The organism is Haloplanus sp. HW8-1 (assembly GCF_023703795.1).
GTDB classification, from domain to species: domain Archaea; phylum Halobacteriota; class Halobacteria; order Halobacteriales; family Haloferacaceae; genus Haloplanus; species Haloplanus pelagicus.
This window is the reverse complement of the sequence record NZ_CP098518.1, coordinates 2,237,281-2,260,836: the sequence shown is the minus strand read 5'-3', so window position 1 is coordinate 2,260,836 and position 23,556 is coordinate 2,237,281. Positions and strand designations below refer to the sequence as shown.

21 protein-coding genes and 1 tRNA gene are annotated in these 23,556 nt (G+C 66.8%); 11 read left to right on the top strand and 11 right to left on the bottom strand.

Going from position 1 to position 23,556, the window contains the following annotated elements:
• The first annotated feature begins 21 nt into the window (after positions 1–21).
• On the top strand, positions 22–441 hold the full coding sequence (locus tag NBT82_RS12000; protein ID WP_251328353.1) for a DUF3054 domain-containing protein: 420 nt from the start codon (positions 22–24) through the stop codon (positions 439–441).
• Here the strand turns inward: NBT82_RS12000 and NBT82_RS11995 are convergent, their stop codons facing one another.
• Complete coding sequence (locus NBT82_RS11995; RefSeq protein WP_251331282.1) at positions 442–1,692, bottom strand: MFS transporter; 1,251 nt, start codon at positions 1,690–1,692, stop codon at positions 442–444.
• 232 nt (positions 1,693–1,924) lie between these two features.
• On the opposite strand from NBT82_RS11995, the gene NBT82_RS11990 reads away from it, so the two are divergent.
• Together NBT82_RS11990 and NBT82_RS11985 are read left to right on the top strand one after the other, a co-directional pair.
• Positions 1,925–2,152, top strand: a complete 228-nt coding sequence (locus NBT82_RS11990) for a DUF8015 family protein (RefSeq protein WP_251328352.1) — start codon at positions 1,925–1,927, stop codon at positions 2,150–2,152.
• 62 nt (positions 2,153–2,214) lie between these two features.
• Entirely contained in the window at positions 2,215–2,868 is a 654-nt protein-coding gene (locus tag NBT82_RS11985; RefSeq protein ID WP_251328351.1) for a ribonuclease H family protein, read from the top strand.
• 81 nt (positions 2,869–2,949) lie between these two features.
• On the opposite strand, the gene NBT82_RS11980 is transcribed toward NBT82_RS11985, so the two are convergent.
• Positions 2,950–5,208 carry an NADP-dependent malic enzyme gene (locus tag NBT82_RS11980; RefSeq protein WP_251328350.1) on the bottom strand — a complete coding sequence of 753 codons (2,259 nt, stop codon included), beginning with the start codon at positions 5,206–5,208 and terminating at the stop codon, positions 2,950–2,952.
• A gap of 180 nt (positions 5,209–5,388) precedes the next feature.
• On the opposite strand from NBT82_RS11980, the gene NBT82_RS11975 reads away from it, so the two are divergent.
• Complete coding sequence (locus NBT82_RS11975) at positions 5,389–6,255, top strand: COX15/CtaA family protein (protein WP_251328349.1); 867 nt, start codon at positions 5,389–5,391, stop codon at positions 6,253–6,255.
• Between the two features lie 15 nt (positions 6,256–6,270).
• Here the strand turns inward: NBT82_RS11975 and NBT82_RS11970 are convergent, their stop codons facing one another.
• From NBT82_RS11970 to csg, 3 genes are all read right to left on the bottom strand, one after another.
• Positions 6,271–7,341, bottom strand: coding sequence for a zinc-dependent alcohol dehydrogenase family protein (locus NBT82_RS11970; protein ID WP_251328348.1), 1,071 nt, complete (start codon positions 7,339–7,341; stop codon positions 6,271–6,273).
• A gap of 36 nt (positions 7,342–7,377) precedes the next feature.
• Positions 7,378–8,850, bottom strand: a complete 1,473-nt coding sequence (locus tag NBT82_RS11965) for a replication factor C large subunit (RefSeq protein ID WP_251328347.1) — start codon at positions 8,848–8,850, stop codon at positions 7,378–7,380.
• 376 nt (positions 8,851–9,226) lie between these two features.
• Positions 9,227–12,178, bottom strand: a complete 2,952-nt coding sequence (gene csg / locus NBT82_RS11960; RefSeq protein WP_425601752.1) for an HVO_2072 family ArtA-dependent S-layer glycoprotein — start codon at positions 12,176–12,178, stop codon at positions 9,227–9,229.
• A 256-nt stretch (positions 12,179–12,434) separates the two neighbouring features.
• Between csg and NBT82_RS11955 the strand changes: the two genes are divergently transcribed.
• On the top strand, positions 12,435–13,274 hold the full coding sequence (locus tag NBT82_RS11955) for a hypothetical protein (protein ID WP_251328345.1): 840 nt from the start codon (positions 12,435–12,437) through the stop codon (positions 13,272–13,274).
• 12 nt (positions 13,275–13,286) lie between these two features.
• Here NBT82_RS11955 and NBT82_RS20035 read toward each other — a convergent pair whose 3' ends face one another.
• Entirely contained in the window at positions 13,287–13,415 is a 129-nt protein-coding gene (locus tag NBT82_RS20035; RefSeq protein ID WP_256476560.1) for a hypothetical protein, read from the bottom strand.
• A gap of 157 nt (positions 13,416–13,572) precedes the next feature.
• Positions 13,573–13,730, bottom strand: a tRNA-Met gene (locus NBT82_RS11950).
• A 168-nt stretch (positions 13,731–13,898) separates the two neighbouring features.
• On the opposite strand from NBT82_RS11950, the gene NBT82_RS11945 reads away from it, so the two are divergent.
• Positions 13,899–14,882 carry a DUF7115 domain-containing protein gene (locus tag NBT82_RS11945; protein WP_251328344.1) on the top strand — a complete coding sequence of 328 codons (984 nt, stop codon included), beginning with the start codon at positions 13,899–13,901 and terminating at the stop codon, positions 14,880–14,882.
• Here the strand turns inward: NBT82_RS11945 and NBT82_RS11940 are convergent, their stop codons facing one another.
• Positions 14,883–15,257 carry a DUF5830 family protein gene (locus NBT82_RS11940; RefSeq protein WP_251328343.1) on the bottom strand — a complete coding sequence of 125 codons (375 nt, stop codon included), beginning with the start codon at positions 15,255–15,257 and terminating at the stop codon, positions 14,883–14,885.
• A gap of 82 nt (positions 15,258–15,339) precedes the next feature.
• Between NBT82_RS11940 and NBT82_RS11935 the strand changes: the two genes are divergently transcribed.
• Positions 15,340–15,966 carry a TVP38/TMEM64 family protein gene (locus tag NBT82_RS11935; protein ID WP_251328342.1) on the top strand — a complete coding sequence of 209 codons (627 nt, stop codon included), beginning with the start codon at positions 15,340–15,342 and terminating at the stop codon, positions 15,964–15,966.
• Here the strand turns inward: NBT82_RS11935 and gpmI are convergent.
• From gpmI to NBT82_RS11920, 3 genes are all read right to left on the bottom strand, one after another.
• Positions 15,963–17,522: a 2,3-bisphosphoglycerate-independent phosphoglycerate mutase gene (gpmI, locus tag NBT82_RS11930; protein ID WP_251328341.1), complete on the bottom strand. Its 1,560-nt coding sequence runs from the start codon at positions 17,520–17,522 to the stop codon at positions 15,963–15,965. The two genes, NBT82_RS11935 and gpmI, sit on opposite strands and share 4 nt — an antisense overlap.
• Positions 17,523–17,660: 138 nt before the next feature.
• Positions 17,661–19,607 carry a hypothetical protein gene (locus tag NBT82_RS11925; RefSeq protein WP_251328340.1) on the bottom strand — a complete coding sequence of 649 codons (1,947 nt, stop codon included), beginning with the start codon at positions 19,605–19,607 and terminating at the stop codon, positions 17,661–17,663.
• Between the two features lie 6 nt (positions 19,608–19,613).
• On the bottom strand, positions 19,614–20,141 hold the full coding sequence (locus tag NBT82_RS11920; RefSeq protein WP_251328339.1) for a hypothetical protein: 528 nt from the start codon (positions 20,139–20,141) through the stop codon (positions 19,614–19,616).
• Positions 20,142–20,366: 225 nt separating this feature from the next.
• Here NBT82_RS11920 and NBT82_RS11915 point away from each other — a divergent pair, with 225 nt between their 5' ends.
• From NBT82_RS11915 to NBT82_RS11900, 4 genes are all read left to right on the top strand, one after another.
• A complete protein-coding gene (locus tag NBT82_RS11915; RefSeq protein WP_251328338.1) occupies positions 20,367–20,678 on the top strand; it encodes a hypothetical protein in 312 nt (103 codons plus the stop codon).
• Between the two features lie 73 nt (positions 20,679–20,751).
• Positions 20,752–21,447 (top strand): hypothetical protein, encoded by a 696-nt coding sequence (locus NBT82_RS11910; protein ID WP_251328337.1) that lies wholly within the window; start codon positions 20,752–20,754, stop codon positions 21,445–21,447.
• Between the two features lie 15 nt (positions 21,448–21,462).
• Positions 21,463–22,656, top strand: coding sequence for an ATP-binding protein (locus NBT82_RS11905; protein ID WP_251328336.1), 1,194 nt, complete (start codon positions 21,463–21,465; stop codon positions 22,654–22,656).
• A 102-nt stretch (positions 22,657–22,758) separates the two neighbouring features.
• Complete coding sequence (locus tag NBT82_RS11900) at positions 22,759–23,544, top strand: hypothetical protein (protein ID WP_251328335.1); 786 nt, start codon at positions 22,759–22,761, stop codon at positions 23,542–23,544.
• The last annotated feature ends 12 nt before the right edge of the window (positions 23,545–23,556 follow it).

Genomic DNA, 23,556 nt, shown 5'->3' with positions numbered 1-23,556 from the left:
GCCCCAGCCGAAAGCGCCGATATGGCAAACGCAGTCGCAGCCTTCTTCGACCGTCGTCTCGACGGCCGTGCGACGCCGCTCGCGGTCGGCGACCTGATCGCCGTCGCGCTCCTCTTCAGCGCGGGCACGGTCCACCACAACGGCCTCGACTTCGTCACCGCCAACCCCGGCTACCTCCTGGCGGCGATCGCCCCCTTCCTGCTCGGCTGGATCGTCGCCGCCCCGCTGCTCGGCGCCTACGCGCCCGGCGCCGCGGAGTCGGCGAAGGCCGCCGTCCCGCTCGCGCTCCGGTCGTGGCTGCTCGCGGACGCCATCGCGCTGGGGATCCGGGCGATGCCTTTCACCCACGGCGGGGTCCAACTGTCGTTCGCGCTCGTCTCCTTGGGCGTCGGCCTGGTCGGCCTCGCACTCTGGCGGATCGCCTTCTTCAAACTCCGGTGATCAGTATCGGCGGACGAGGGCGAGGGCGAGCGCCGAGGCGACGACGGCGACGCCCGCGAGCACGGCGAACAGCGTTCCGGCGTCGGCGTACGTGAGGACGCCGCCGGCGACGGCCCCGCCCAGCGCTCCCACGCCGAACGTGCCGAGGTAGGTGTAGCCATAGGAGAGGCCGCGGCTCCCGGCGGGCGTGTGGTCGGCGACGGTCGCCTGGTAGAGCGGCTGGACGGCGAAGAGCGTGACGCCGAACGCCGCACCGAAGACGAGCAGGGGCCCGATCCCGAGCGATGCCACCGGCAGAAAGGCCAGCGCGAGGACGGCCAGGAGACCGAAGATCCCGGCGAGGCAGTACCCCGGGGAGAACCGGTCGGTGAGCTTCCCGCCGAGATACTGTCCACCGACGCCCACGAGCAGGAGGCCGGCGTAGAAGTACCGCTCCGGATTGAGGGTGCGTCCACCGGTCTCGACGCCCGGGAGGAACGCGGAGAGGGGCACGGGCTCGAAGCCGGGAAGTCCCTCGAGCAGGTCCGGGAGGAAGGTCAACACGCCGCGGTAGTACAGACCGTTCGCCATGACGATCACGAAGACGAGCAGGAACGCGCCGACGAACAGGGCTCCGGATTCGTCGAGAAACTCCGCGAGCGAGCCGACGCCGTTCGTCCGGGCGTCGACGTCACCGCCGTCGGTGGCGTGGACGCCGACCGCAGCCGTCTCGTCGAACTCCGCGCGGGCGGCGTACGCGCCGGCGAGGACGGCGGGGAGCGCGAGCACCGCCGCCACCGTCGTCCAGTCGAAGACGAGCAGGAGGACCGCCGTCAGAAGGGGACCGAGTCCGATACCGACGTTGCCGGCCACCCCGTGGTAGGCGAACCCGGTGCCTCGATCCGTGACGCCCTTGCTGATGAGCGTCAACCCGGCGGGGTGGTAGACGCTCGCGGCGAGTCCCCACAGCAAGAGAGAGACCGTCACCACGACGAGACCCGGCGCGACGCCGAGGAGGGCGAAGGAGCCGCCCATCCCGAACAAGCAGGCGGCGATGAGTCGGCGCGATCCGAGGCGGTCGACGAGTACGCCCCCCGGGAGCGCGCCCAGCCCGAACAAGCCGTATCCCGCGGTGACGACCAGCCCCAGGGTCGCACGGGTGACGCCGACCTCCACGCCTGCAATGGCGATCACGTCGAACTCGGCGAGCCAGATGGAGACGAAGATAGGGAGGGACAACTCGTACGTGTGGACCATCCCGTGTGCGAGCATCAGCAGTCCAACGATCGAGCGATCGTTTCCGTTCACGACCGAACGAACGAGGTGAGCAGCCTTAATTCTGATCAATCGAAGCGTGAAATATAATGATCGTCGATGGGGGTGTGACGGTCATAAGTTATGGAAAATCAATGGATTGGTTTCCGGAAGAAGGTGCCGTGGATTTCGAACACCTACGCGAAAGAATTATGTGACGCCCGCGAATAGTGTCAAACTGATCGGACATATGCCCAACTACTACGACTACGTACTCGGCCTCGTTCCCGTAGCGCTCGTAGGCATCACCGGGGCACTCCGTGCCGCCGGCGTCGACCCTATGGCCGCGATCCCCGTCGGGGCGGCGGTCGCGGCACTGGTCGTCGGCCACGCGCTGTTCGTCAACGGTCCGGTCGTCGCCGACGGGACGCGGTCGGGCAGGTCGGCGGCCGACCACGGTCCGGTCAACGCCGACTGATCGGACCCGTCGCGGGTCCCTCGGCGCCGTACGTTTAAGTGACCCGACTGCAAAGGCAGTGTATGGCCGTTCACGGCCGTTCGACGCTCCGGGACTTGTTCGACGACTCGCCCACGCCCCACATTGCGCATCCGCCGCGCACCCACCATCGGCACTTCTACGTCGCCACCGACGGCTCCTATCGGGCCGACGGCGGGGGGCTCGGGGCGGTCATCGAGACGCGCGACGGACGGCGGGTGGCACGGCTCTCGCTTGCCGACACGCCACCCGACAACAACGTCGCCGAGTATCGGGCGCTCCACCTGGGTCTCGACGTCCTCGCGGCCCGGGCGCCGTCGGGATCACAGATCGGTGTTCTCGTCGATCACGACGACCTCGCCGCGAACGTCAACCACGCGACTCTCGCGACCGACCATCCCGACTGGAAGCCGACCCACCCGGTCGACGTGCCGACACACAGCGAGTACCACTGGCGAGGAATCCGCGCCCGCATCGCCGACTTCGACGAGCTCCGGGCGGCACGGATCGACAGTCGAGTCAACCCCGCCCACCCCCTCGCCAACAAACCCAGGCAGTACGCCCACGTCAACCACCGCAAGGATCGGTGTGTGATCCCGGATGCCGGCGACCGAGACGGGGCTGGAAGCAGGTGCAGGAGCGGGACGGAAAGCGAGATTCCGCCACCCTCGCGAGCCGAGCGTCGAGCCGGCGACTGAGCACCGTCACGGCGCGACGAGTCTCGGGCCGGCAGCGTCAACGGATCGAGCGCCGCCGCCCCCAAAACGGGGAGGACCGCGTTACTCGTCGCGTTCCTGAGCGTCGACGACGGCGACGCCCGCGAGGTTGACGATGTCCTTCACCTCGTCGCCGCGCTGGAGGACGTGGACGGGCTTGTCCATGCCCACGAGCATCGGGCCGATGGCGTCCGCCCCGCCGAGCCGTTGGAGGAGCTTGTAGCCGATGTTTCCGGCTTCGAGGTTCGGGAAGATCAGCACGTTCGCCGGATTCGTCAACTCCGCGAAGTCGTACGTGCCTTCGAGGATGTCGTCGACGACGGCGGTGTCGGCCTGCATCTCCCCGTCGACCGGGAAGTCCACCGCGGGGTCCTCACGCAGCAACTCGGCGGCCCGTCGGGGCTTGCGCGTTCCCGGGTTGTCCACGCTTCCGAAATTCGAGTACGAGAGCATGGCGGCGCGCGGTTCGACGTTGAACCGACGGGCGAGTTCGCCCGTGTGACGGCCGATCTCTGCGAGTTCGTCCGCACCGGGATCCTGGTTCACCGTGGCGTCGGCGACGAAGATCACGCGATTCTTGAACGTGAGCATGTAGACGCCGGCCGCGTACTCCGCGTCCTCGGCGGTCCCGATCACCTGCAACGGCGGCCGTAGTGCCGACGGGTAGTGATGCATCAGCCCGGTCAGCATCGCGTCGGCGTCGCCGACTTCGACCATCACGCTGCCGAGGTAGTTGCCGTCTCGGACGAGTTCGTTCGCCTCGCGTCGGGTGATCCCCTTACGCTTGCGGAGTTCGTACAGTCGATCCGCGTACGCGTCGAGTTCGTCCGCGGCGGGATCGACGATTTCGGGGTCGAAATCGAGGCCGAGATCATCCATCGCGGTCCAGATTTCCTCGCGGTCGCCGATGAGAACCGGGTGGGCGATCCCCTGTTCGGTGATCTGGTAGGCGGCGCGGATCATCTTCTCGTCGGTCCCCTCCGCGAGGACAACCCGTTTGGGATCGGTCTTGGCCTTGTTGAGGACGACCCGCATCATCTCGCGGGACTTGCCGAGGCGGGCTTCGAGTTCCTCGCGGTAGGTGCTGAGGTCGAGGGATTTCCGGGCGGCATCGCTCTCGATGGCCGCCTGAGCGACCGCCGGCGCCACCTCGAACATCACGCGCGGGTCGACCGGTTTGGGCAGGATGTACTCGGGGCCGAACTGGAGTGGCTGGTCGCCGTAGGCCTTCACGACCGAGTCGGGGACGTCCTTGCGCGCGAGGTCCGCGAGGGCGCGAGCCGCCGCGACCTTCATCTCCTCGTTGATCTCGGTCGCACGCACGTCGAGAGCCCCCCGGAAGATGAACGGGAATCCGAGGACGTTGTTGACCTGGTTGGGGAAATCCGAGCGCCCGGTGCCGACGATGACGGTGTCCTCACGCGCCTCCTTGGCGTCGTAGTAGTCGATCTCTGGTTCGGGGTTGGCCATCGCGAAGATGATGGGGTTGTCCGCCATCGAACGCACCATCTCCTGGCTGACGATGCCGCCGACCGAGAGGCCGACGAAGACGTCGGCGTCCACCATAGCGTCGGCGAGATCACCCGCGGGACGGTCGCTTGCGAACCGCGCCTTGTAGTCGTTGACCTCGCCGGCGTCGGCGCGGTCGGTCGTGATGATCCCCGAGGAGTCACACATCGTCACGTTCTCGCGTTGGACGCCCAGCGAGACGTAAAACGCCGCGGTCGCGATGGCGCTCGCACCGGCACCGGAGATGGTCACGTGGAGGTCTTCGAGTTCCTTGTCGAGGATGTCCGCGGCGTTCAGGAGGCCAGCACCGGTGATGATGGCAGTCCCGTGCTGGTCGTCGTGGAAGACTGGGATGGACATCTCCTCGCGGAGACGCTCCTCGATCTCGAAGCAGTCGGGTGCCTTGATGTCCTCTAGGTTGATACCCCCGAACGTCGGCTCCATCGCCCGGGTCGATCTGATGATATCCGCCGGGTCGTCGAAGTCGAGTTCGATGTCGAACACGTCGATGTCCGCGAACCGTTTGAAGAGGACGCCTTTCCCCTCCATGACGGGTTTCGACGCCTGCGCGCCGATGTTACCCAGGCCGAGGACGGCCGACCCGTTGGAGATGACGCCCACGAGGTTCCCCTTGGACGTGTACTCGTAGGCGAGGTCGGAATCCTCGTCGATGTCCGAACAGGGCGCCGCCACGCCGGGGGAGTACGCGAGGCTCAGATCCCGCTGTGTGTTCGTCGGTTTCGTCGTCGAAATCTCGATCTTCCCGGGAGGGTCCTGTCGATGGTACTCCCTGGCGTCGTCGTCGAGTCCCATGACCGCGACCACAGGTGGTGTGAATAAAAATCTATCCGTGGGACGTCGATTATCGAATTCGTCGATCGTCGAATCGATCGGATCGTCTCCGCTCGTCCCCAACGGGTGGGACGACCGGCCGTTCCCAGCCCGTGAGGACGGTCGGACAGGCCTAAGTGCGCGTGGCCCCGAGACGCGCGCATGAGCCGATCCATTCGGGGCGCGATCACCTTCCCCCGCTTCGCCGCGTTCACGACGGGGCTGACGCTCTCGCTCGTCATGCTCGGCATCTACACCGCCGCGACCGGCTCGGGGCTGGCCTGCTCGGCACAGTGGCCGCTCTGTGACAATGGGCTGCTCCCGCAGACGATTCCGAGCTTCATCGAGTGGTTCCACCGACTCGTCGCCATGGTTACCGGATGGTTCATCCTCGGAACCGCGCTCTGGTCGTGGCGGCGGCCCGGCCGACGGACACGAATCGCGGCGACGCTCGCAGTCTGCCTCCTGCCGCTCCAGATCAGTATCGGCGCCGTAACCGTCACGCTCAATGGCCTTCTGCCCGCCGGGTACTCCGCACCGACGCAGGGTGCCCACCTCGTCGTCGCGCTCTCCATCTTCTCGCTGCTCGTCTGGACGACGCTGTCCGCACGGAGCCAGTGTGGCCCGACGCGCTCCCGAATCCGGCAGGCGCTCGGCGTCGCCCTCGCCGCTATCGTCGTGAGCGTCTTCCTCAGTCGGGTCTTCACCCCGATTCCCTACTCACCGGGCGCGCAGGCGCTCTTCTACGGTGCGGCACTCGTCGGCGTCGCCGCCCTCCTCGCCGCGACCCGGTGGCTCGCAGCCACCACCGTTGCCCACCTGCGGTTCGTCACCGGCACCGCCCTCGCGCTCCTCTTTGCGGGGATGCTCCTCGGCCGCGACCTGGTCTTCTATACGCCGACCGTCCGCGTCGTCAACGCCGCCCTCTTCGTCCTCTCGGCGGCCGTCGTCGTCGTCGCGGCGCTACTCGCCCGGCGGGCACGGAACGACGGCCGAACCGGTTCGGTCGTCTCCCCCAACGGCGACTGATCGTCGGCGTGGGCGCTACGCGAACTCCGTGACGACTTCCACGCCCGTCGTCTCGTAGTCGGTCATCGCCGCAAGCCGCTCGGGCACCTCGTCGAGCGACACCTCACGGCGAACCAGCCGACCGGGGTCGATGGCGTCCGACTCCAAAAGGCGGAGCAGTTCGTCGTACCGCGTCGGCGGCATCCCGCGGGCGCCCCTGAAATCCGCCTCCATCATCGCCATGCGCTCGACGGGGAGTGACACCTCGCCGCGCTCCTCGTCGGTCGTCAGCCCCACCTGAACGTGGGTGCCGCGGCGTCGCAGCGAGAACACCGAGTTTCGGCACGTCTCGGCGACGCCGAGCGCGTCAACCGAGACGTGTGCGCCGCCGTCGGTGGCCGCACGCACCTCGCCGGTCACCTCGCGACCCGAGCGGCCGTCGGCGTTCACCACGGCGTCGGCGCCGAGATCCGTGGCGAGATCGAGCGCCGTATCTCGAATGTCGACGGCGACGACCCGGGCACCGAGTGCGTCGGCGATGTGGACCGTCGAGAGACCCACGCCGCCACAGCCGTGGACGGCGACCCAGTCGCCCGCACCCACCTCGCCGCGGGCAGTCAGCGCGTGGAACGCAGTCATGAACCGGCAGCCGAGCGCCGCCATGTCGCGGGCGGAGACGTCGTCGGGGAGCGCCATCGCGTTGTAGTCGGCGTGGGGGACGTGGACTTCCTCCGCGAAGGCGCCCTGGGCCTCCTGCTGGAAGCCCAGTGCGAGGCCGTCCTCGCAGACGTTGCCGTGGCCGCCCAGACACTGGGGGCATGAGCCGTCGCCGAGGTTGAAGGGGACCGCGACACGGTCGCCCTCGACGAGACGATCCACGCGGTCGCCGACGGCGACGACCCGACCGGCGGGTTCGTGGCCGAGGATCTGTCCGTCGGTCACCCGGTCACCGACCCACTCGCCGTGGCCCTGCCAGGCGTGCCAGTCGCTCCGACAGACCCCACAGGCGTCGACGGCGACGACGATGCCGTGGGGTGCGGGCTCCGGTCGGTCGACGTCGGTGATGGACAGCGGTTCGCCGTGCTCCCGGAGGACTGCAGCGCGCATGCCCCACCCCACACCGCGGGAGGACAAAAAGTGTCGTCACATGAAATCGGAGAGCCCAGCCTGGCCGTCGTCGGCCGTCCCGTCGGCGTCGCCCTCGTCGGCATCCGGGTCGTCCGTCGTCGTGGCGTCGGCCGTCCCGTCGCCCTCTGAGGCGTCGGGCGATCCGTCGCTTGCCCCCGTCACCGCCGTCTCGCCGACACGCTCGCGATCACCGCCGAACGCCTCCGAGTTGTCCTCCATCGCCGCCGCCCGGCGCTCCGCCGCGTCCTCGACGATCGATTCGACCTTGTTCGTCGTCTCGCCACTGCCCGTCACGAACGACACCGCCTCGGCGTCGAAGTCGTAGTACGCGGTCATCGCTACCGTGCGGTCGCGGGGCTTGCAGTGGTGTGTCATCGCCGCGAGAAAGGGGAGGACCTCGCGACGGGCGGTCGCCATACTGAAGCCACCCCGCTCGGCGATCTTGCGGACCACCTCGTCGGCCGTCGCGTCCGACGAGGGCCAGAACTGCGGACGGGAGAAGCGCGTCCACCCACCCTTGGTGCCGTCCCGAGCGGCAGCCACCCCGCCCGCGAGGGCGTCGGTCGCGTACCGCCAGTAACCGTACTCCTGGCTGGCGCGCACCCGACCCAACCAGCGGTCGGCGTCCGCGAGGCTGTCGTACGCCCGGGCGAGTTCGGCATCCTCGTACACCTTCGGGACGTTCTCGGCGACCCACTTCGTCAGGTCGTCGGGCGTCTCGTCGACCCGGTACGCCGATCCGATCGACTCCTCGGCCGACTCCTCTTTCAGCACGGCATCGAGAAACGGAAAGACGCCCAGGCTCCGGTCGCGGTCACCAGTCACGACGTCGTCGACGGTCAGACGACGGTCGTCCTCGGCGGCCGCCTGGAGGTCGTTGACCGCCGACCTGAGGTCCCCGTCGTTCACCTCGGCGATCCGTTCGAGGGCGTCGGCCTCGTACTCGACGTCCTCCCGGCGACAGATATCCCGCAGGACCGGCACGATGGAGCGTGCGGACACGTCACGGAATTCGATCTCCCGACAGGCGTCGCGCAACCCACGACTCATGTCGTAGTAGTCGTTGGCGATGAGGACGATCGGCTGGTCGGCGTCCTTCACCACCCGGGTGATGGCGCTGGCGCCGCCGCGGTCGTAGTTCCCGTGGACGTTGTCGGCCTCGTCGAGGATCACCAACTGTCGACCGTCGCCCGCACCACCGGTCGACCCGGCGAGCGTCGCGTTTTTCGCCGCCCGACCGGCGAACCGCTCGATCACGTCGGCCGTGCGCTGATCCGACGCGTTGAGTTCGACCGTCTCCCAGCCCATGTCGGCCGCCAGCGCGTGGGCTGCCGAAGTCTTCCCCACTCCGGGATTCCCGTGGACGACGACCGCTTCCCGGTGGTCGTCCCAGGTTTCCGCCCACTCGGCCAGGGCGTCGCGGGCCTTGTCGTTCCCCCGGACGGCCGACAGCGTCGACGGTCGGTACGTCTCCGTCCAATCGCTCATTACCGGGCGAAGGGGCGAAGCGCGTTTAGTGATTGCGCTCGGCTACTCGCCGGCGCGAGCGTGTCATCACCCATACACTTAACAGGTGGGACCCACAACGACTTCGTGACCGCGGCCCACATCCCCCCACCCACCCAACTGGCACCCCAGTTCGAACGCGACACCGCCGTCGTCGTTCGGGGCCGCGGTTTTCGTTCTCGCGTGTCCTGGAGCGACGAGGCCGTCGGCGCGGTCCGTCCCGGACCCGCCGCCGGATAGAGTAGCGACACAGCCACGGCTCCGGAGTCGTGGGTACGATCACCGTCGCTACGGGATCGGTGTCTCCAAAAAATGAAACCGCAATCGCGTGACCGCTTTCGGCGGTCAGTCGTGGTCGTTAGTTGTCGCGCCGGGTCGCGAGCAGCGCAGCCGCGAGCAGCGCGATGACCGCGACGATCGCACCGAAGCCGGGACCGCCGCCCTCGGTGGGCGTCGGCGTGTCGGTCGGCTCGGGCGTCGACGTCGCAGTCGGTTCCGGCGTCGCCGTTGCAGTCGGCTCGGGCGTCGCCGTCTCAGTCGGCGTCGGTTCCGGCGTCTCCGTCGGTTCCGGCGTCGCCGTCTGGACGTTCTGGACGATCTCTACCTCGACGACGTCAGTGTTGTAGCTGTCGTCGGCTTCGAGGTCGTAGGTGCCCGTCTGGACGTCGTCCAGCTCGAGCGAGACCATCCAGGTCCCGTCGTAGGACCACTCGTCCGTGGTCGACAGGGCCACCGAGCTGCCGTCGGTGGTCATGAGTTCCACGGTGATCGCGTTGTCGTCCGGACGGAGGTTGGTCGATCCTTCGACGACCATCGTGTCGTCGACACCGACCGGGTTGACACCCGAGGCTTCCATGCCTTCGGGGTAGACCGAACCGATCGTCGACTGCGAGTCAGCGAGGCGGAACTGCGAGGTGACCATGCGGTCGTCGCTCGCAACTGCCTCGGTCGTCTGGTCGAGGACGCGCGACCGCACCTGGTCGCCCGTCAGCGACTGACTGTTGAGTTCGCCGACGAAGCTCGAGAGGTTCTGGTAGGCGTCGTTGCCTGACGAGGAGCCCGGGATCTCACCGTCGCCGAACGTGCCGTCGCGGCCGGCCGTCAGCGCGTGGACGCTGACCTGCCCTTCCGCGAGGTTGTTGCTCGACGCGGACGTCCCGTCGATGTTGAGCTCGTCCTCTTCGAACGTGTTGTCGTCGTCCGTGCTAACCTCGCTGTAGGCGACGTTACCACGCTCGTCGACGAACAGGAACGCGACCGTACCCGACCCGAGCGACGTCCCCGTCACGTTGATGACGCGGTCGTCGGTCGAGACGGCACCGCCGACGCTCTGGTAGGTGACACTGAGCTCCGTGTCAGTCACACGGATGGACTTCTGGTTGCTCGTGCCCGTATTGAACGCCGAGACGTTGATCGACTGGGTGGTGCCCGACGTGCCGTTCACGTCAGCGGCGTCGATGACGCCGAAGCGGTACGTGCCGGGCTGGGACAGGAGGTCGTTCCCGTTACTGTCTCCGGCACTCAGATCGACGTCTTCCTTCTCGAAGGTGTTGTCCGCGTCGACGCTGAGGGTATCCTGGGTACCGGCAGAATCACCGTTCAGGTCGAGGATCTGGTAGTCACCCTGACGGCGGACGTAGAAGGCGACGTCGTCGACGCCTTCGGAGGCCGAGCCGTTGATGTCTATCTCGCTACCGACAACGTAGGTGTTGCCGGGCGTGTCGACCGAGACCGTCCCCTCGTTGACCGTGAGCGAGGGGTCGTCCTCGGGCTGGTTGTTGTCGATCGTAGTGACCGCGTCCGAGCCAGCCGTTGACTTGGACGTGAGGTCGATCGACGACGCGCCGTAGAGGTCGACGTCGACGTCGGTCGTGTCGAGGAAGCTCGTATCGACCTGACCGACGCCGACACCGGTGCCGTCGTCGATCTGAACGACCGCCCACGCGTAGTTGTTACCGCTCGTGGCGGTCGTGTAGTCGTCGTACTGGACGTCACCGACACTGCGGAAGATCTTCGCAGCGTCGCTGGAGGAGACGCCGTCGCGGAACTCCTGCTCGCTGATGGCGACGACGTGCGTGTCGCCGGCGTTCGAACCACGGATCGTGTAGGTCACGTCTTCACCGCGCGTGACTTCGTCGGATTCGAGGTCGAGGGTGACGTCGTCGTCACCGGTGACGGTGACGGTCGTCGATTCGGCGGCGCTGCCGAAGTCGAGGTCGTCGCTACCGGCGATCTCCATCGTGAACGTCCCGGTGTTGAGGTCCGAGAGGTCCACGTTCCAGGAGACGTCGCCGTTGTTGGTGTAGCCTTGCTGGATCGGAGTACTGCCGCCCGTCAGGGCGTCACCAGTCACGTCGAGACCGTCGTCGTTCTCGACGGTGAGTTCGAGGTCTTCGGCTTCCTCGTAGTTGTAGGTCGCGACGACCGTGAGGTTACCGGCGCCCGTCGTGGAGTCGCCCTGCGGGACGGACCCACCGGCGATGTCCTCGCGGTTCGAGTTGAGGACCTCGAAGTTGGTGATGTCCGGTCGCAGGACCGTCACGCCGTAGACGCCCTGACGGAAGGGCGTGTCCGGATCGCCGTTGTGGTACTGACCGGTGGCCTGATCCTGGTCGATCGGGATGGTGAGGGTCTGACCCTCGGCGTCACCGCTCGTGCCAGTCAGGGAGTTGATCGTGTTGCCGTTCTCGTCCACGAACGTGATGCCTTCCTCGCCCTGGAAGACGGTCGAGCCGTTGTAGACGTCACCGCCGCCAGATGCGGGGTTAGCCCGAGTTCCCGACTGCGAGGGAGCAACGAGATCGAAGGTGTTCGAGCTCCCGCCCGTCGGCGAGACGGAAGCGGTTAGTGCACTCCCCGAAGTCGGCGTGACGCCTTCAGTATCCCAGTCGATCGTGAGGTCGACTGTGACTTCGGTATTTGCGCCGGCGCTACCGTCATGCGACAGGTCAACATCGACATTACCGGCGGTGGATGTTTCCGCTGCGCCAGTGACACTTACCGAACCAGAGTTGTTCTGGGCAGTAACGGTGGCACTAGCACTGTTGATGGATGCCCCGTCGTCAGTGACATCGGTGACATCGACGGTCGCAGTTCCAGAGGTACCGTTCTCAACGGTAATGTTGAATGTGATTGTCTGATCTACACTAGTTTGGCCAGTTGTCACGTCCGGTGCCGATGTGACACCAGTTGACGCTGCAATAGCACTCGCAGCAGCTGTCCCCGAGAAGGCCACAGTGCCAGCGAAGACGCTGAACACCATGAGCGCCGCGAGAACGACCGCGCGAGCTTTGTTGTTATAGTCTGTCATTTTTGCGTTGTTGTGTTCGCAGTGACAGTCCCGAGGTCGGCCCTCTTTCGTGTCGGTTCGTGGCCTGGCGTCGCGCCAGCCACCGGTAGGGGTACGGCCAATTCTTTACCCAAGTCTGGTATATGTTTTGTGGTCCTGTCGTGTGTGTGTCAGACGTACACAGACCGGTGTTGAGAAACGATCGACGGTCGAAGCGGCGAGGATCGGTCCGGCACGGAACCGGGGGGCCTTTATTTCAGCCCCGTGGATCGAGCGTATGCGACGCCGAGCGCTCCTCTCGACCGTCGGAATGGCCGCCCTCGCGGGCTGTTCGACCGGCGACGGCGAACGGACGGCGACGAGCACTTCCACACCCACGACCACGCCGACCGACTCCGGGAAAGCCGAGTTCGCGTTCCGCGGCGTCGAGGCGCCGGACACGGTGGCGCTGAACACCCCGACTCGGTTCACCGTTGGCGTCGAGAACGTGGGCGCGGGACGGGGGACGTTCACCTCGGTTCTGGAGACGCGACTCGGCGACGGGGAGTGGACCGAGGGCGGGACGGTGGAGATGTCGCTCGCGGCGGGCGAGACCGGCCGGTGGCGAAGCCCGGAGATCGTGCCGCGGTATCTGACGACCTACGGTTTCCGACTCGTGGCCTTCGACGAGACGTGGTCGATCGGGACCGAGCCGGAACGCCTCGGGTTCGGCGAGGACTACGCGACGCCGACGGGACTGCTGATCGCGGTCACCGGAGGCTCGTTCGAGTCGGCGTACACGGGGTGGGACGACGGGACGGCAACCCCCGATCCGGTCACGCCGACCGACGGGGATCAGTGGCTGGTGTTGGAGGTCAACGTGCGAAATCGCTTGCAGGAGCCACGTCCCGTGCCGCCGGCCTCGGCGTTCACCGTCGAGGTCGGCGGCGAGCGCCGTCCCCAGCACCAGGAGATCAGCACCAGGCCGTACGAAGACGGGGAACTGGACGGTCGCGCCGGCCGGATCGGCGAACTGATCTACTCCGTCCCGTCGGGAACGGAAGTCGGCGATCTCACGGTGTCGCTCGCGACGTCGTTCCCCGGGGGCGACGGGAAGGCGATCTGGCGGCAGGGATGAGGGACCGAGCGGTTACGGCAGGGCCGCCAGCGCACAGCCGGCGATCGCGGTGAACAGCAGGGCGGTCGACAGCGCTTCCACCAGGCAGCCGACGGGCGAGAGCAGGTGAAACAGGTCTCTGAGACCGATTTCGAGTTGCATATTCGTCGTCTAATATCGCCAATGGCCCCCAGAATATAGTCAGTAACGGTTTGATCGATAACGTTTTACCACTATCTTCCCCAGAAGTGCATGATATTCACTATTCGTCCGATGTCGGACGGCGTCGGCGCTGGGAGAACGTGGTAGACGTCGAGAATGCCCGGGGTGGGCTCCGAACCCACGATCTCCGCATGTCCCAGGTACGAGGCTCGGCGGGCCCCGAGGGAGGCGGAGGCTTCCAAGGCCGAGGTGTATCCGCACCGAAGCTCGAATACCCTATGAGTGCGGCGCTATGTCCAGCTAAGCCACCCGGGCGCAGTACTCCGTAGGGAAATCCACCCCTTGAAGCTTCCCATATCGGTCCACCTCCCGGGTTCGTACTGCCAGCCGTCCCCGTCTCGAGGGATGTAGCCCCCGAACGGCGCGTACCGTCGACGACTGACAGCCGGCAGTATTATCATCCGCGGCGGGGACACTCCGTCCATGAGTTTGCCGGAGACCGTCCAGTCCAGCCTCGACGGCGAGTCCGTGGCGGCCCGCGTCGGACTCGGCGGCGAGGACATGCTCCTCGTGACGCCGACGCGGACGCTCGTCTACCGGGCGGAGGGCCTCCTCTCCGACGAAGCGGTCGAGGAGTTCCCTCATGGCGCCGAACGCGTCGGGGTGTCCGAAGGGCGACGGAAGGCCACGATCACGCTCGACTACGGACTCGACGGCGAGCGTACGTTCTCGGTCCCGACCAACCAACTCGATCAGGTGATCCACCCCGTCCTCGCGGGCGTGTTGAACGCCCGTGACGTGACCGACTCGGGGGAGACGGTGAAACAGACCTACCGGTTCAGCGAACTCACGATCGTCGTCACGAGTGCGCGGCTGGTGCGTCACATCGGCGAAGCCGTCTGGGACGAGGAGTACGACGAGTACCACTTCGACGACGTGACCGACCTCGACTTCGAGGAGGGAAGCGTCGCGACGTCGGTCGTCATCACGGTCGGCGGCCGGCAGGAGCGGTTCAAGACACCGAACGATCAGGCTCGTGCGCTTCGGGAAGGACTCACAGATGCCGTGTGTGCGCATCATGGCGTCGATGACCTCGATGCGCTGCGGGCGATCACCGCCGAGGACGACGAGGAAGGGCGGGCGGACGCCGAAACCGGAGCGGACGACACGGTGTCGTTCGGCGAGGGTCCGGCCCCGCTCGGTGCGAACGACCGCGAGACGGCGACGGAGGATCGAACGGCCGACCGCTCGGGCCCGCGTGCAAATGGAGATACGTCCCCCGACGAGACGGGGCGTGAGGAGGGGTTCGGCGACTCCGGCTTTCGATCGGCCGGGGTCGTCGACGACCCGGCAGTGGCTCGCGAACTCGCGGACCTCCGGGAGGCCGTCGAAGCACAGAACGAGCGTCTGGAACGGCAACAACGGACCATCCAGCAACTGATCGAGGAACTCCGGCAGGGCCGGTAGCTACTCGCGGCCGAGTACCGTCCGGACACAGGAAGAGCCGAACGGACCGAGTTCGTCCGTCTCGAACTTGACGAAGTGACCAGTAGAGATGGTCGCGCCACAGCGCCGGCAGTCGAAGTCGCCCTCGCGGGCGACGACCTCGCTCTCGAAACTGATGTAGCTCCCACGTCGGACCCGAATCCGGCCGTCCTCGCGGTCGACGAGTCCGCGGAGTTCGGCCTCGTCGAGAATCCGGCGGACGAGCGTCGGATCGGTGGTCACCGTCTCGATGCGGTCGACGACGTCCGGGAGCGGCAGGGTCTCGCGTTCGAGGTTGGCGAGCAGGTCAAGCGCAAGTTCGACGCGCTCGTCGATCCGGTCGGCCTCGTCGGTCACACGCTCTCGTTCGGCACCCCCCGTCAAGAACGTCTCGACACGGAAGGACAACGAGTTTGGGGAAAGACGACGACCGACCGGTATGGACCGTCGCGCGCGGCTCGGCGCCGGAGCGGCACTGCTCTGTGCCGTGGCCGTCCTGGCCTGGGCGAGTTCGCCGTCGTGGGTGCTCGGCCGGGTGTCGTGGGTGGCCAGTGACCCGCTCCGCCTGACGGTCGCGCTCGTCGGCGTCGCCGTCGTCCGCCCGCTGTTCGCGTGGCCGACGACGCTGCTGGCCGTCGCCGCGGGGTACGGACTGGGCCTCGCGGGGTTCCCGCTTGCACTCGGACTCGTGGTCGTGACGAGTCTTCCTCCGTACTGGCTGGCGGGCCGGGGGGCGAGCGACGGTCGGGTGGCGGCCGCCGGCGAACGGCTGGTCGCCGAGACGGGCGACCTCCGGAGCGTCGCCGGGAGTCGCCTCCTGCCGCTCCCCTCCGACGTGGTGTCCGCGGGGGCTGGTGTCGCTGGCGTCCCCGCCCGGGCGTTCGCGCTCGGAACCGCGATCGGCGAGGTGCCGTGGGTCGCGGCGGGCGTGATCGCGGGCGACTCCGTTGCCACGTTGCGGACGGCGTCGCTCTCGGCGGCGATGGATCCGCTGGTCGTCTTCGGGACGGCTATCATCGCCACCCTCGCTTTCGCCGGTCCGGTGTACCGGCTGGTCGCGAGCTAGTCGAGGAGGGATCTGCCGGTCATCGCCGCCGGCCGTTCGACGCCGACGAGTTCGAGCAGGGTCGGCGCCACGTCACACAGGGAGCCGTCGGCCCGTACCCGCCGACCACCGGCGGAGTCGTTGCCCGGTGCGAGATAGACGAACGGCACCGGGTTGGAGGTGTGGGCAGTGTGGGGGTCGTCGGCCGTCCCCATGTCGTCGGCGTTGCCGTGGTCGGCGGTGACGAGGACGTGAGCGCCGGCGGCGTGAAGCGCCTCGGTCAACCGAGACAACTGAGCGTCCACCGCCTCGACGGCCACGACGGCCGCCTCGAAGTCGCCCGTGTGGCCGACCATGTCCGGGTTGGCGTAGTTCAGGACGAGGACGTCGGGATCGGTTCGCTCGATGTCGTCGACGGCGGCGTCGGTGACGGCGGCGGCGCTCATCTCCGGTCGCTCGTCGTAGGTCGGCACGTCCGGACTCTCGATGATCCGTCGTCGCTCGCCCTCGAACTCCACCTCGCGGCCGCCGTTGAGGAAGTAGGTGACGTGGGCGTACTTCTCTGACTCGGCGATCCGCAACTGCGTCTTGCCGGCGCGGGCGAGCGCCTCGCCGAGCGTGTCCGCAAGGTCGATCGGCGGGAAGGCGACGGGAAACTCGAAGCGCTCGTCGTAGGACGTCATCGTGACGAGGTGGATCTCGGGGGGATCGACGGCCGTGGCCCACGTCGGATCGAAGTTCGTGAGCATCCGCACGAGTTGCCGGGCGCGGTCCGCACGGAAGTTGGCGAAGACGACGGCGTCGCCGTCGCGGAGCGGGGATTCGCCGTCGATCAGCGTCGGCTCGACGAACTCGTCGGTCTCGCCGCGGTCGTAGGCGGCTTCGACGGCGTCGACCGCGGTCGGCGCCTCGTGGTCGGCCTCGCGGGCGACGATGGCGTCGTACGCGCGTTTCGTGCGTTCCCAGTTCTCGTCCCGATCCATCGCGTAGTACCGGCCGATCACGGTCGCCACGTCGCCGGTCCCGTGGTCGGAGGCGGCGGCCTCTAGGTCGGCAAGTGCGTCGATACCGGCCGTCGGCGGCGTGTCGCGCCCGTCGGTGAAGGCGTGTGTGACCGCCTCGACGTCGTTCCGGGCCGCGAACTCGATCAGGGCGTGGAGGTGTCGCTGGTGGGAGTGGATCCCGCCGGCGCTGGCGAGACCCATCAGGTGTAGCCGGCCGCCGGTCGACTGGACGTGGTCGACGGCACCGAGGAGGGCGTCGTTCTCGAAGAAGGAGCCGTCGTCGGTGGGGTCGGCAGCGTCCGGTCGGTCGACGGTCGAGTCACGTTCGATAGCGTCGTCGATGCGGGCGAGCGGCTGGGTGACGACACGGCCGGCGCCGATGTTGAGGTGGCCGACCTCACTGTTACCCATCTGTCCGTCGGGGAGGCCGACCCGACGGCCGGACACATCGAGGGTCCCGGAGGCACCCGTCGCGAGAAAGCGGTCGAACGTCGGCGTATCGGCGGCCGAAACGGCGTTCCGGCCTGGCCCGTCGAGCCCCCACCCGTCGAGGATGACCAGCGCGGCGTCCATATCGGGACCAGGCCGCCGGTCGTTAACTACCTGTTGACTCGGGGGCTGGGATCGCAGGTCACACCGATCGTTGGGCCCGTGTCCCGACTGTCGCCGCCCCCGTCGCCGACAGCCAGAACCGACGTACAGCGATCCGAATCAGTCGAGATCCAGCGTCAGCCCGAACTCGTCGAGGTAGAACTGCTCGCCGGTCCCCTCGGCGGCCAGTTCGTTGAACGACCGCTTGACGACGTGGGGATCGAACCCCGCTTCGAGGACGTCGTCGATGGTAACGGAGTCGGTCGTCACGTCGTCGACGTATGTATCGCGAACGTGTTCCGTGCAGGCGGCGACCCGCTCGGCGACCACTGGCGGTTCGAACAGGGCGGCGTTATCGGCGACCACTGGGTCGTTCTCGTCGTAGTACAGGTCGCCCGTCTGGAGGTCGACCAGGCAGAGACTCAGCCGACGGCTGAACCGACTCCCGCCGCCGTCGTCCCCGCCGGCGACCTGTCGTCGGGACCGCTCGGACCACCCGGTCGGCGACGCCACGGCCAAGAGGTAGTGGTATCCCTCGCGCTCGGCCTCGTAGACGACCGAGTTGACCACGTCGAGTAGGCGGTCCACGTCGGCGGGGGCGGCGTCGAAGCCGTTGCGGGTGTGGGCGTCGAGGTTGCTGACGACCTGTGCCTCGACGACCAGTTCCAAGTCACGCGACAGGCCGAGATACCGCTCGTCGGTGATCTCGTACCGCGCACACCGGTTGTGGGGGTATCGCTCCGGATCCTCGTCGTCGGGAAGGAGGTCGAGCAGCCGGGCGTGGTCGGTCCGTCGCTCGCTTCGGTCCTCCCAATACCCCTCGGAAATCTCGCGGATCCCCTCCGGCGTGTGGATGACCTCGGTCTCGTGCATCGAGATGTCGAATCGTCCCAGATAGTCCATCTCGAACAGCCGAGCCATCGAGGTCGTCACCACGTCGTCACCGGCGTCGGGGTCGTCGACCCCGGCGACGGCCGCCTCCAGATCGGCCTGTTTCTCCTCGAGCCGTTCGTTCGCCGTGGCCAACTGCTCCCGTTCGCGTTCGAGGCGACCGACCTCCGCCTCCAACCGCTCGTGTTGCTCGTGGAGGTCCGACAGTTCGTCCTCGAGGAGCGCCGACGCCTCCTCCCGGACGGCCTCGCGAGCGGCGTCTTTCGTCTCCTCGCGGACCGATTCGAGGTTCGACACCTGGTCCTGCAGGTCGGCTTGGAGGCCCTTCACCTGGTCGATCCGGGCGTCGAGTTCCGCCGTGGCCGCTCCCCGTCGATCGGCACATCGGTCGAGCCGCCCCGCGACGGTCGGGAGATCCTCGCCGGCGCCGGTCGCCTCCAGTTCGAGCAGGTCGGCTTCGAGTTCGCGGAACTCGCCCTGCAGGTCTCCTTCGAGCCGGTCGTACAGTTCCTCCAGCCCGGCCTCCAGTTCGGACCGGACGCGCTCGCGCTCGGCCTCCGCGGAGCCGACGGCCCGGATCGCCTCCTCGATGGTCTCGACGGTGTGAACCAGTCCCTGGTTCTCGACGTAGACAAAAAAGCCCCGGCGGATCTTCTCGCGGCGCTCCTCGTAGCGTTCGAGCAGACGCTCCATCACGTCGCGCTGGACGGCAGGATCGTCGAGCAGTTCGTCCAGGTCGGTGAGCTGTGTAGCGGTGTACTCGGTTACGAGTTCGTACACCTCCCCCTCCATCCGGCGGACGCGGGTGGCGATCTGTTCCTCGGAGAGCGCGTCGAACTGTTTGTAGCGGTCGAAGTCGACGACCGCCTGCAGTTCGGCGTCGACGAAGTCACCGTCCATCGCGGCCGGAAGGCTGCCGTCGTCGTAGAAGCTCGCCGCCACCAGCAGCCGGGCGAGGCGGAACTCGCTACGGACGCGATCCTCCTCGGCGCCAGTGAAAAAGTCCGGACAGTCCGCAGTGAACTCGAAGACGAACGACTCCTCGTCGGCCTTGAGTTCGTTGTACCGTTCGATGCGGGCACGCTCCGACTGCCGCTTGAGCGCGGCCACGTCCTCGTTCAGAATCCGATCCTTCGTGTGTGTGAGATCCCTGAATCGCTCTTTGCAGTTGCTCATACGTGATCAACTCCGCTGACTCGCCGCGTAATCCGTCAGTTCGGTCTCGAAGAACTCCGCCAGGAACGCCGGGGCGTCCGAGTAGCCCGTGATCCGGAGTCGTACTGTCGTTCCGCTTCCGTTGCCCTCGTCGTCGAGTTCGTACGTGGTCGTCGCTCGACCCTTCTTCGTGTACATCTCGTACTCGTTGTGCGTCGCCGACTGGAGCACCGCCTTCCTTTTCGAGAGCATGTACTGTACGAACGTCTCGACTGCGTCGGCCTTCGCCGGCACCGTCAGTTCGACGGTCCGCGTCGCCGGCGACACCTCGGCACGGTCCTCCTCCAGCCGGTAGGCCCGGACTTGCTCCTCGGGAACCTTCGAAATGAGCCGTTCGTAAACCTGCTCGTGATCGACGTCGGAGGCGAGTCGAACCACCCCCTCGGGTCGGTCGATCCGCCCGCCCGACCAGTTGTTGAACAGGTACTCCACACGCTTTCGCTCGGCATCGTCCGCGTAATCGACGACGTACAGGTACTCGGTATCGTCGGTCATCGCCGTGGAGGGGGTCCCGTGTGTGTGTACGAGGCGCCACGCGCGCAATCGGGGCCCGGATCCGCGCTCTCAGCGGCTCTGGTCACTGTCGGTCACGCTCGTTCACGTGTGAGTCACCCGACGCATTAAAGTGTTTCTCCCGACGGGTTTCGGAGAGTTATCTCCAACAAGGAGAAATAGATCGACTCCGGAAAGGAGGAAAGTTTAAGTCACTGGATATGGACAATGAGTCTGAACGTCGAGGGAAAGCGAATCATGGCACCTGTCCACTGGTTGTCGGCCGGCGTACTCGCACTCAACACCGTCATCGGCGTCGCGCTCGTACTCGGCGTCTTCATGTTCATGGAGCGTCGCGTTCACCTCGGTGCGTTCGGGGGACTGTTCGCGGGGGCAGCCGTCATCTACGCCGAAGCGACGATGGGAGAACGACTGCTTCAGGTCACCGTCGGGGAGATGAAGCTCCTCGTTCTGGCGGCGGCGTTCGGTGCGGTCCTAGGTGTCGTCGGGACGGTCCTGACCGTCAAACCGGAGCTGTGAAAACGGACGCCACGTCGGTCGGAAGGTATCGAGCGGAGAAAGTATCATGACGGTACGAGATGGAACACGAACCATGGAAGTTCGAAACTGGGTCAGAAACAAGTTCGGCACGACGGATCAGACGCTGTTGAGCACCGACGTCTACTCGGACGAGGACCTCCGACGCGACAAGATCAAACTGGAGCGACAGCGAAGCCGTATCGAGGACGAAATCGAGGAGCACCGAAGTAAGTACAAGAAGCTGGTAAAGGAGGCAGCCGGCGAGGACGACATGCGCAAACAGGTCCTCGCGAAGAAGGCGAAAAACCAGAAGAAGCAGTACCAGCTCAAACAGAAAAAATACCAGAAGACCTCGATGAAATACGGGACCATCCTCTCCATCGATGGTGCCCGCGAACTGCTGCAGGAACAACAGAACAGCAAAAATCCCGACCTGGCCATCGACGACGTGATGGACGAGGACCTCCAAGTCGAGGAGTTCGAGGCCAAGATGGAAGAGAAGATGGTCGACTTCGACATGGAGGTAGACATGATGGAGCGGATCCAGGGGAGTCTGGACTTCAACTTCACCTCCAGCGACATGTCGATGAGCGACGACGACGACGTGATGGGCGACATCGAGGAGGTGGAGGCGGGTCAACTCGACGAGCAGGAGATCGACATCGAGGACGACACCTCCAGTGTCTCGGCCAACGTCGAGGCGTCCGTCGACATCCAGGAGGGCGAAGAGATCGACATCGAGGACGACATGAACGAACACGGCCTCTGACCGTCCGAGCCGAGTATGGACGACAGCATCCAGCGGGACATCCTCGAAGACCGGTACGAGGAGTATCGCGCGAAGGCGGACCAACTTCGTTCGGAGGGGGAGGCCACGAAAGCGGCGGCCTACTACGAACAGTGTGCCGACACGATGGCGGAACTGGCCGACACCGAGTCCAGCGACTCGTTGGCGAAAAAGCGGCGCGACCTCGCGCAGAACCTCGCGAACGTGGCCGAGAAGCTCCGCGACTCGGGCACCCTCGAGGACGGGGAGCCCGCTGGCGACGAGCGTGGTCCCGAGGGAAGGGACGCCGGGTCCGCGGACGGGGACCGCGGCGACGCCGTGGGGCGTGCGGACGGATCGGACGGAAGCGAGGGTGCCGGATCGGCGGCCGAGGCGGAGACCGTCGAGGACGCCAGCGAGTACCTAGAGCCACCGCCCGACTCGGACTTCGAGGACGTGGGGGGGATGCACGATCTCAAGCGGACGCTTCGGGACAAGGTGATCGATCCGCTGGAGCGGTCGGATCTGTACGAAGAGTACGACCTCGGGGTAGTCAACGGCATCATGCTGTACGGGCCCCCGGGGACCGGCAAGACGTACATCACGCGGGCGCTGGCCGGCAAACTCGGCTACAACTTCGTCGACGTCGAGCCCAACGACATCACCAGTTCGCTGGTTGGGGAAGCGGCGGACAACGTCTCCGAACTCTACGACGTCGCCCGTGACAACCAGCCCTGCCTGATCTTCATCGACGAGGTGGACGCGCTGATGCCGTCCCGGAGCGGCGGCTCCCAGAAGACCCAAAGCGAACGCCAGATGGTCAACCAGTTCCTGACGGAACTGACCGAGACGCGGGGCGAGGACGTCATCACGGTGACGGCGACCAACATCCCGGACGAGGTCGACGGCGCGGCGACCAGCCGGTTCCAGGAGCGCATCGAGGTCCCGCCGCCGGACGCGGCGGCGCGCGAGGCCATCCTCCGCGTTCACCTCCGGGATCGGCCGGCGCTCCCGGACGAGATCGACTGGAACCGGATCCGTCAGCTGAGCAAGGGGTACTCCGGGCGGGACCTGGAGGTCGTCGCCAACGACGCCGCCCTCGAAGCGCTTCAGGAAGCCGTCGAGACCGACGAGATACGGCACATCCGCCAGGAACACCTGGAAGCGGCCCTCGAAGGGACCGATCCGAGTCTCGAACACTGGGACGGCTAGGCGGGATCCGACACCCTCGCTCCCCGCCGACCGCCATTATCTGATAGCCTGAAGACACGACAGTCGGCAGTTTTTTTGTCGGTAGTCGATCAGGGGCATCGTATGACAACTCGACGGTGGGACAAGTGGTGGTCGAACTACTTTCTCGCACTGGGCGTCCTCTCCATTGTCGTGCTGGCGGTCCTGGGGTGGATGCTGAGTCAGGCGAGTCGGGGGACGGGCGGGATGGGGGCAATGGGTTCGCAAACGATCGTTGCCGTCCTGGGCGTCTACGGTGTCGTCACCCTGGTGAACCTCGGGATGGGTCTGTGGATCAGGCGAGGGAGCGCGTACGCGTGGTACGCGGGAATGGGGCTGCTCGTCCTCTCCGTCCTCGGGTCGCTCGTGGCCGGGTCGGGCGGGGCGGGCGGGGGTGTCGTGGTGTCGGGGATCGGCCTGGTCCTCGGCTACCGCGCCCGCGATCAACTGCTCGAGTCCAAGGCCGCACCGTCCTCCGGCGAGGCGAGCGAAGGGTCGGTCGCTGGCGGACCGGACGCCCCGGCGGAGGCCGGCAGCGAGGCGGACCGTGGGCGGGCGGCCGAACGGCAGCGATCCGAGCGGCGGCAGGAACCCGATCGAGCCCAGACCGGCACGCAACCCGAACCGGAGCGGGCGGCGCAGGGACGGACCGCAGCGGACACCGAGCCGAGGACGACACAGCAAGAGCGGGGTCGCTCGGCCACGGACGCCGCCGGCGGGAGCGCCGAGCGAGCGGCAAGCCAAGAGCCGAGGTCCGGTGACGGGACCGGCGAAGGAGGCGGGGACGAAACGAAGTTCTGTCCCTACTGCGGCGAGGAGATTCCCGGCAAGGCGGAACACTGCCCGTACTGCTCGTCGTCGATCCCGTAGGCCGACGGCCGC

Bases quoted from the DNA above. Each gene is read 5' to 3' on its own strand.
- NBT82_RS12000 (WP_251328353.1), top strand. From the start codon at position 22: ATGGCAAACGCAGTCGCAGCCTTCTTCGACCGTCGTCTCGACGGCCGT.
- NBT82_RS11995 (WP_251331282.1), bottom strand. From the start codon at position 1,692: ATGCTCGCACACGGGATGGTCCACACGTACGAGTTGTCCCTCCCTATC.
- NBT82_RS11990 (WP_251328352.1), top strand. From the start codon at position 1,925: ATGCCCAACTACTACGACTACGTACTCGGCCTCGTTCCCGTAGCGCTC.
- NBT82_RS11985 (WP_251328351.1), top strand. From the start codon at position 2,215: ATGGCCGTTCACGGCCGTTCGACGCTCCGGGACTTGTTCGACGACTCG.
- NBT82_RS11980 (WP_251328350.1), bottom strand. From the start codon at position 5,208: ATGGGACTCGACGACGACGCCAGGGAGTACCATCGACAGGACCCTCCC.
- NBT82_RS11975 (WP_251328349.1), top strand. From the start codon at position 5,389: ATGAGCCGATCCATTCGGGGCGCGATCACCTTCCCCCGCTTCGCCGCG.
- NBT82_RS11970 (WP_251328348.1), bottom strand. From the start codon at position 7,341: ATGCGCGCTGCAGTCCTCCGGGAGCACGGCGAACCGCTGTCCATCACC.
- NBT82_RS11965 (WP_251328347.1), bottom strand. From the start codon at position 8,850: ATGAGCGATTGGACGGAGACGTACCGACCGTCGACGCTGTCGGCCGTC.
- csg (WP_425601752.1), bottom strand. From the start codon at position 12,178: ATGACAGACTATAACAACAAAGCTCGCGCGGTCGTTCTCGCGGCGCTC.
- NBT82_RS11955 (WP_251328345.1), top strand. From the start codon at position 12,435: ATGCGACGCCGAGCGCTCCTCTCGACCGTCGGAATGGCCGCCCTCGCG.
- NBT82_RS20035 (WP_256476560.1), bottom strand. From the start codon at position 13,415: ATGCAACTCGAAATCGGTCTCAGAGACCTGTTTCACCTGCTCTCGCCC.
- NBT82_RS11945 (WP_251328344.1), top strand. From the start codon at position 13,899: ATGAGTTTGCCGGAGACCGTCCAGTCCAGCCTCGACGGCGAGTCCGTG.
- NBT82_RS11935 (WP_251328342.1), top strand. From the start codon at position 15,340: ATGGACCGTCGCGCGCGGCTCGGCGCCGGAGCGGCACTGCTCTGTGCC.
- gpmI (WP_251328341.1), bottom strand. From the start codon at position 17,522: ATGGACGCCGCGCTGGTCATCCTCGACGGGTGGGGGCTCGACGGGCCA.
- NBT82_RS11925 (WP_251328340.1), bottom strand. From the start codon at position 19,607: ATGAGCAACTGCAAAGAGCGATTCAGGGATCTCACACACACGAAGGAT.
- NBT82_RS11920 (WP_251328339.1), bottom strand. From the start codon at position 20,141: ATGACCGACGATACCGAGTACCTGTACGTCGTCGATTACGCGGACGAT.
- NBT82_RS11915 (WP_251328338.1), top strand. From the start codon at position 20,367: ATGAGTCTGAACGTCGAGGGAAAGCGAATCATGGCACCTGTCCACTGG.
- NBT82_RS11910 (WP_251328337.1), top strand. From the start codon at position 20,752: ATGGAAGTTCGAAACTGGGTCAGAAACAAGTTCGGCACGACGGATCAG.
- NBT82_RS11905 (WP_251328336.1), top strand. From the start codon at position 21,463: ATGGACGACAGCATCCAGCGGGACATCCTCGAAGACCGGTACGAGGAG.
- NBT82_RS11900 (WP_251328335.1), top strand. From the start codon at position 22,759: ATGACAACTCGACGGTGGGACAAGTGGTGGTCGAACTACTTTCTCGCA.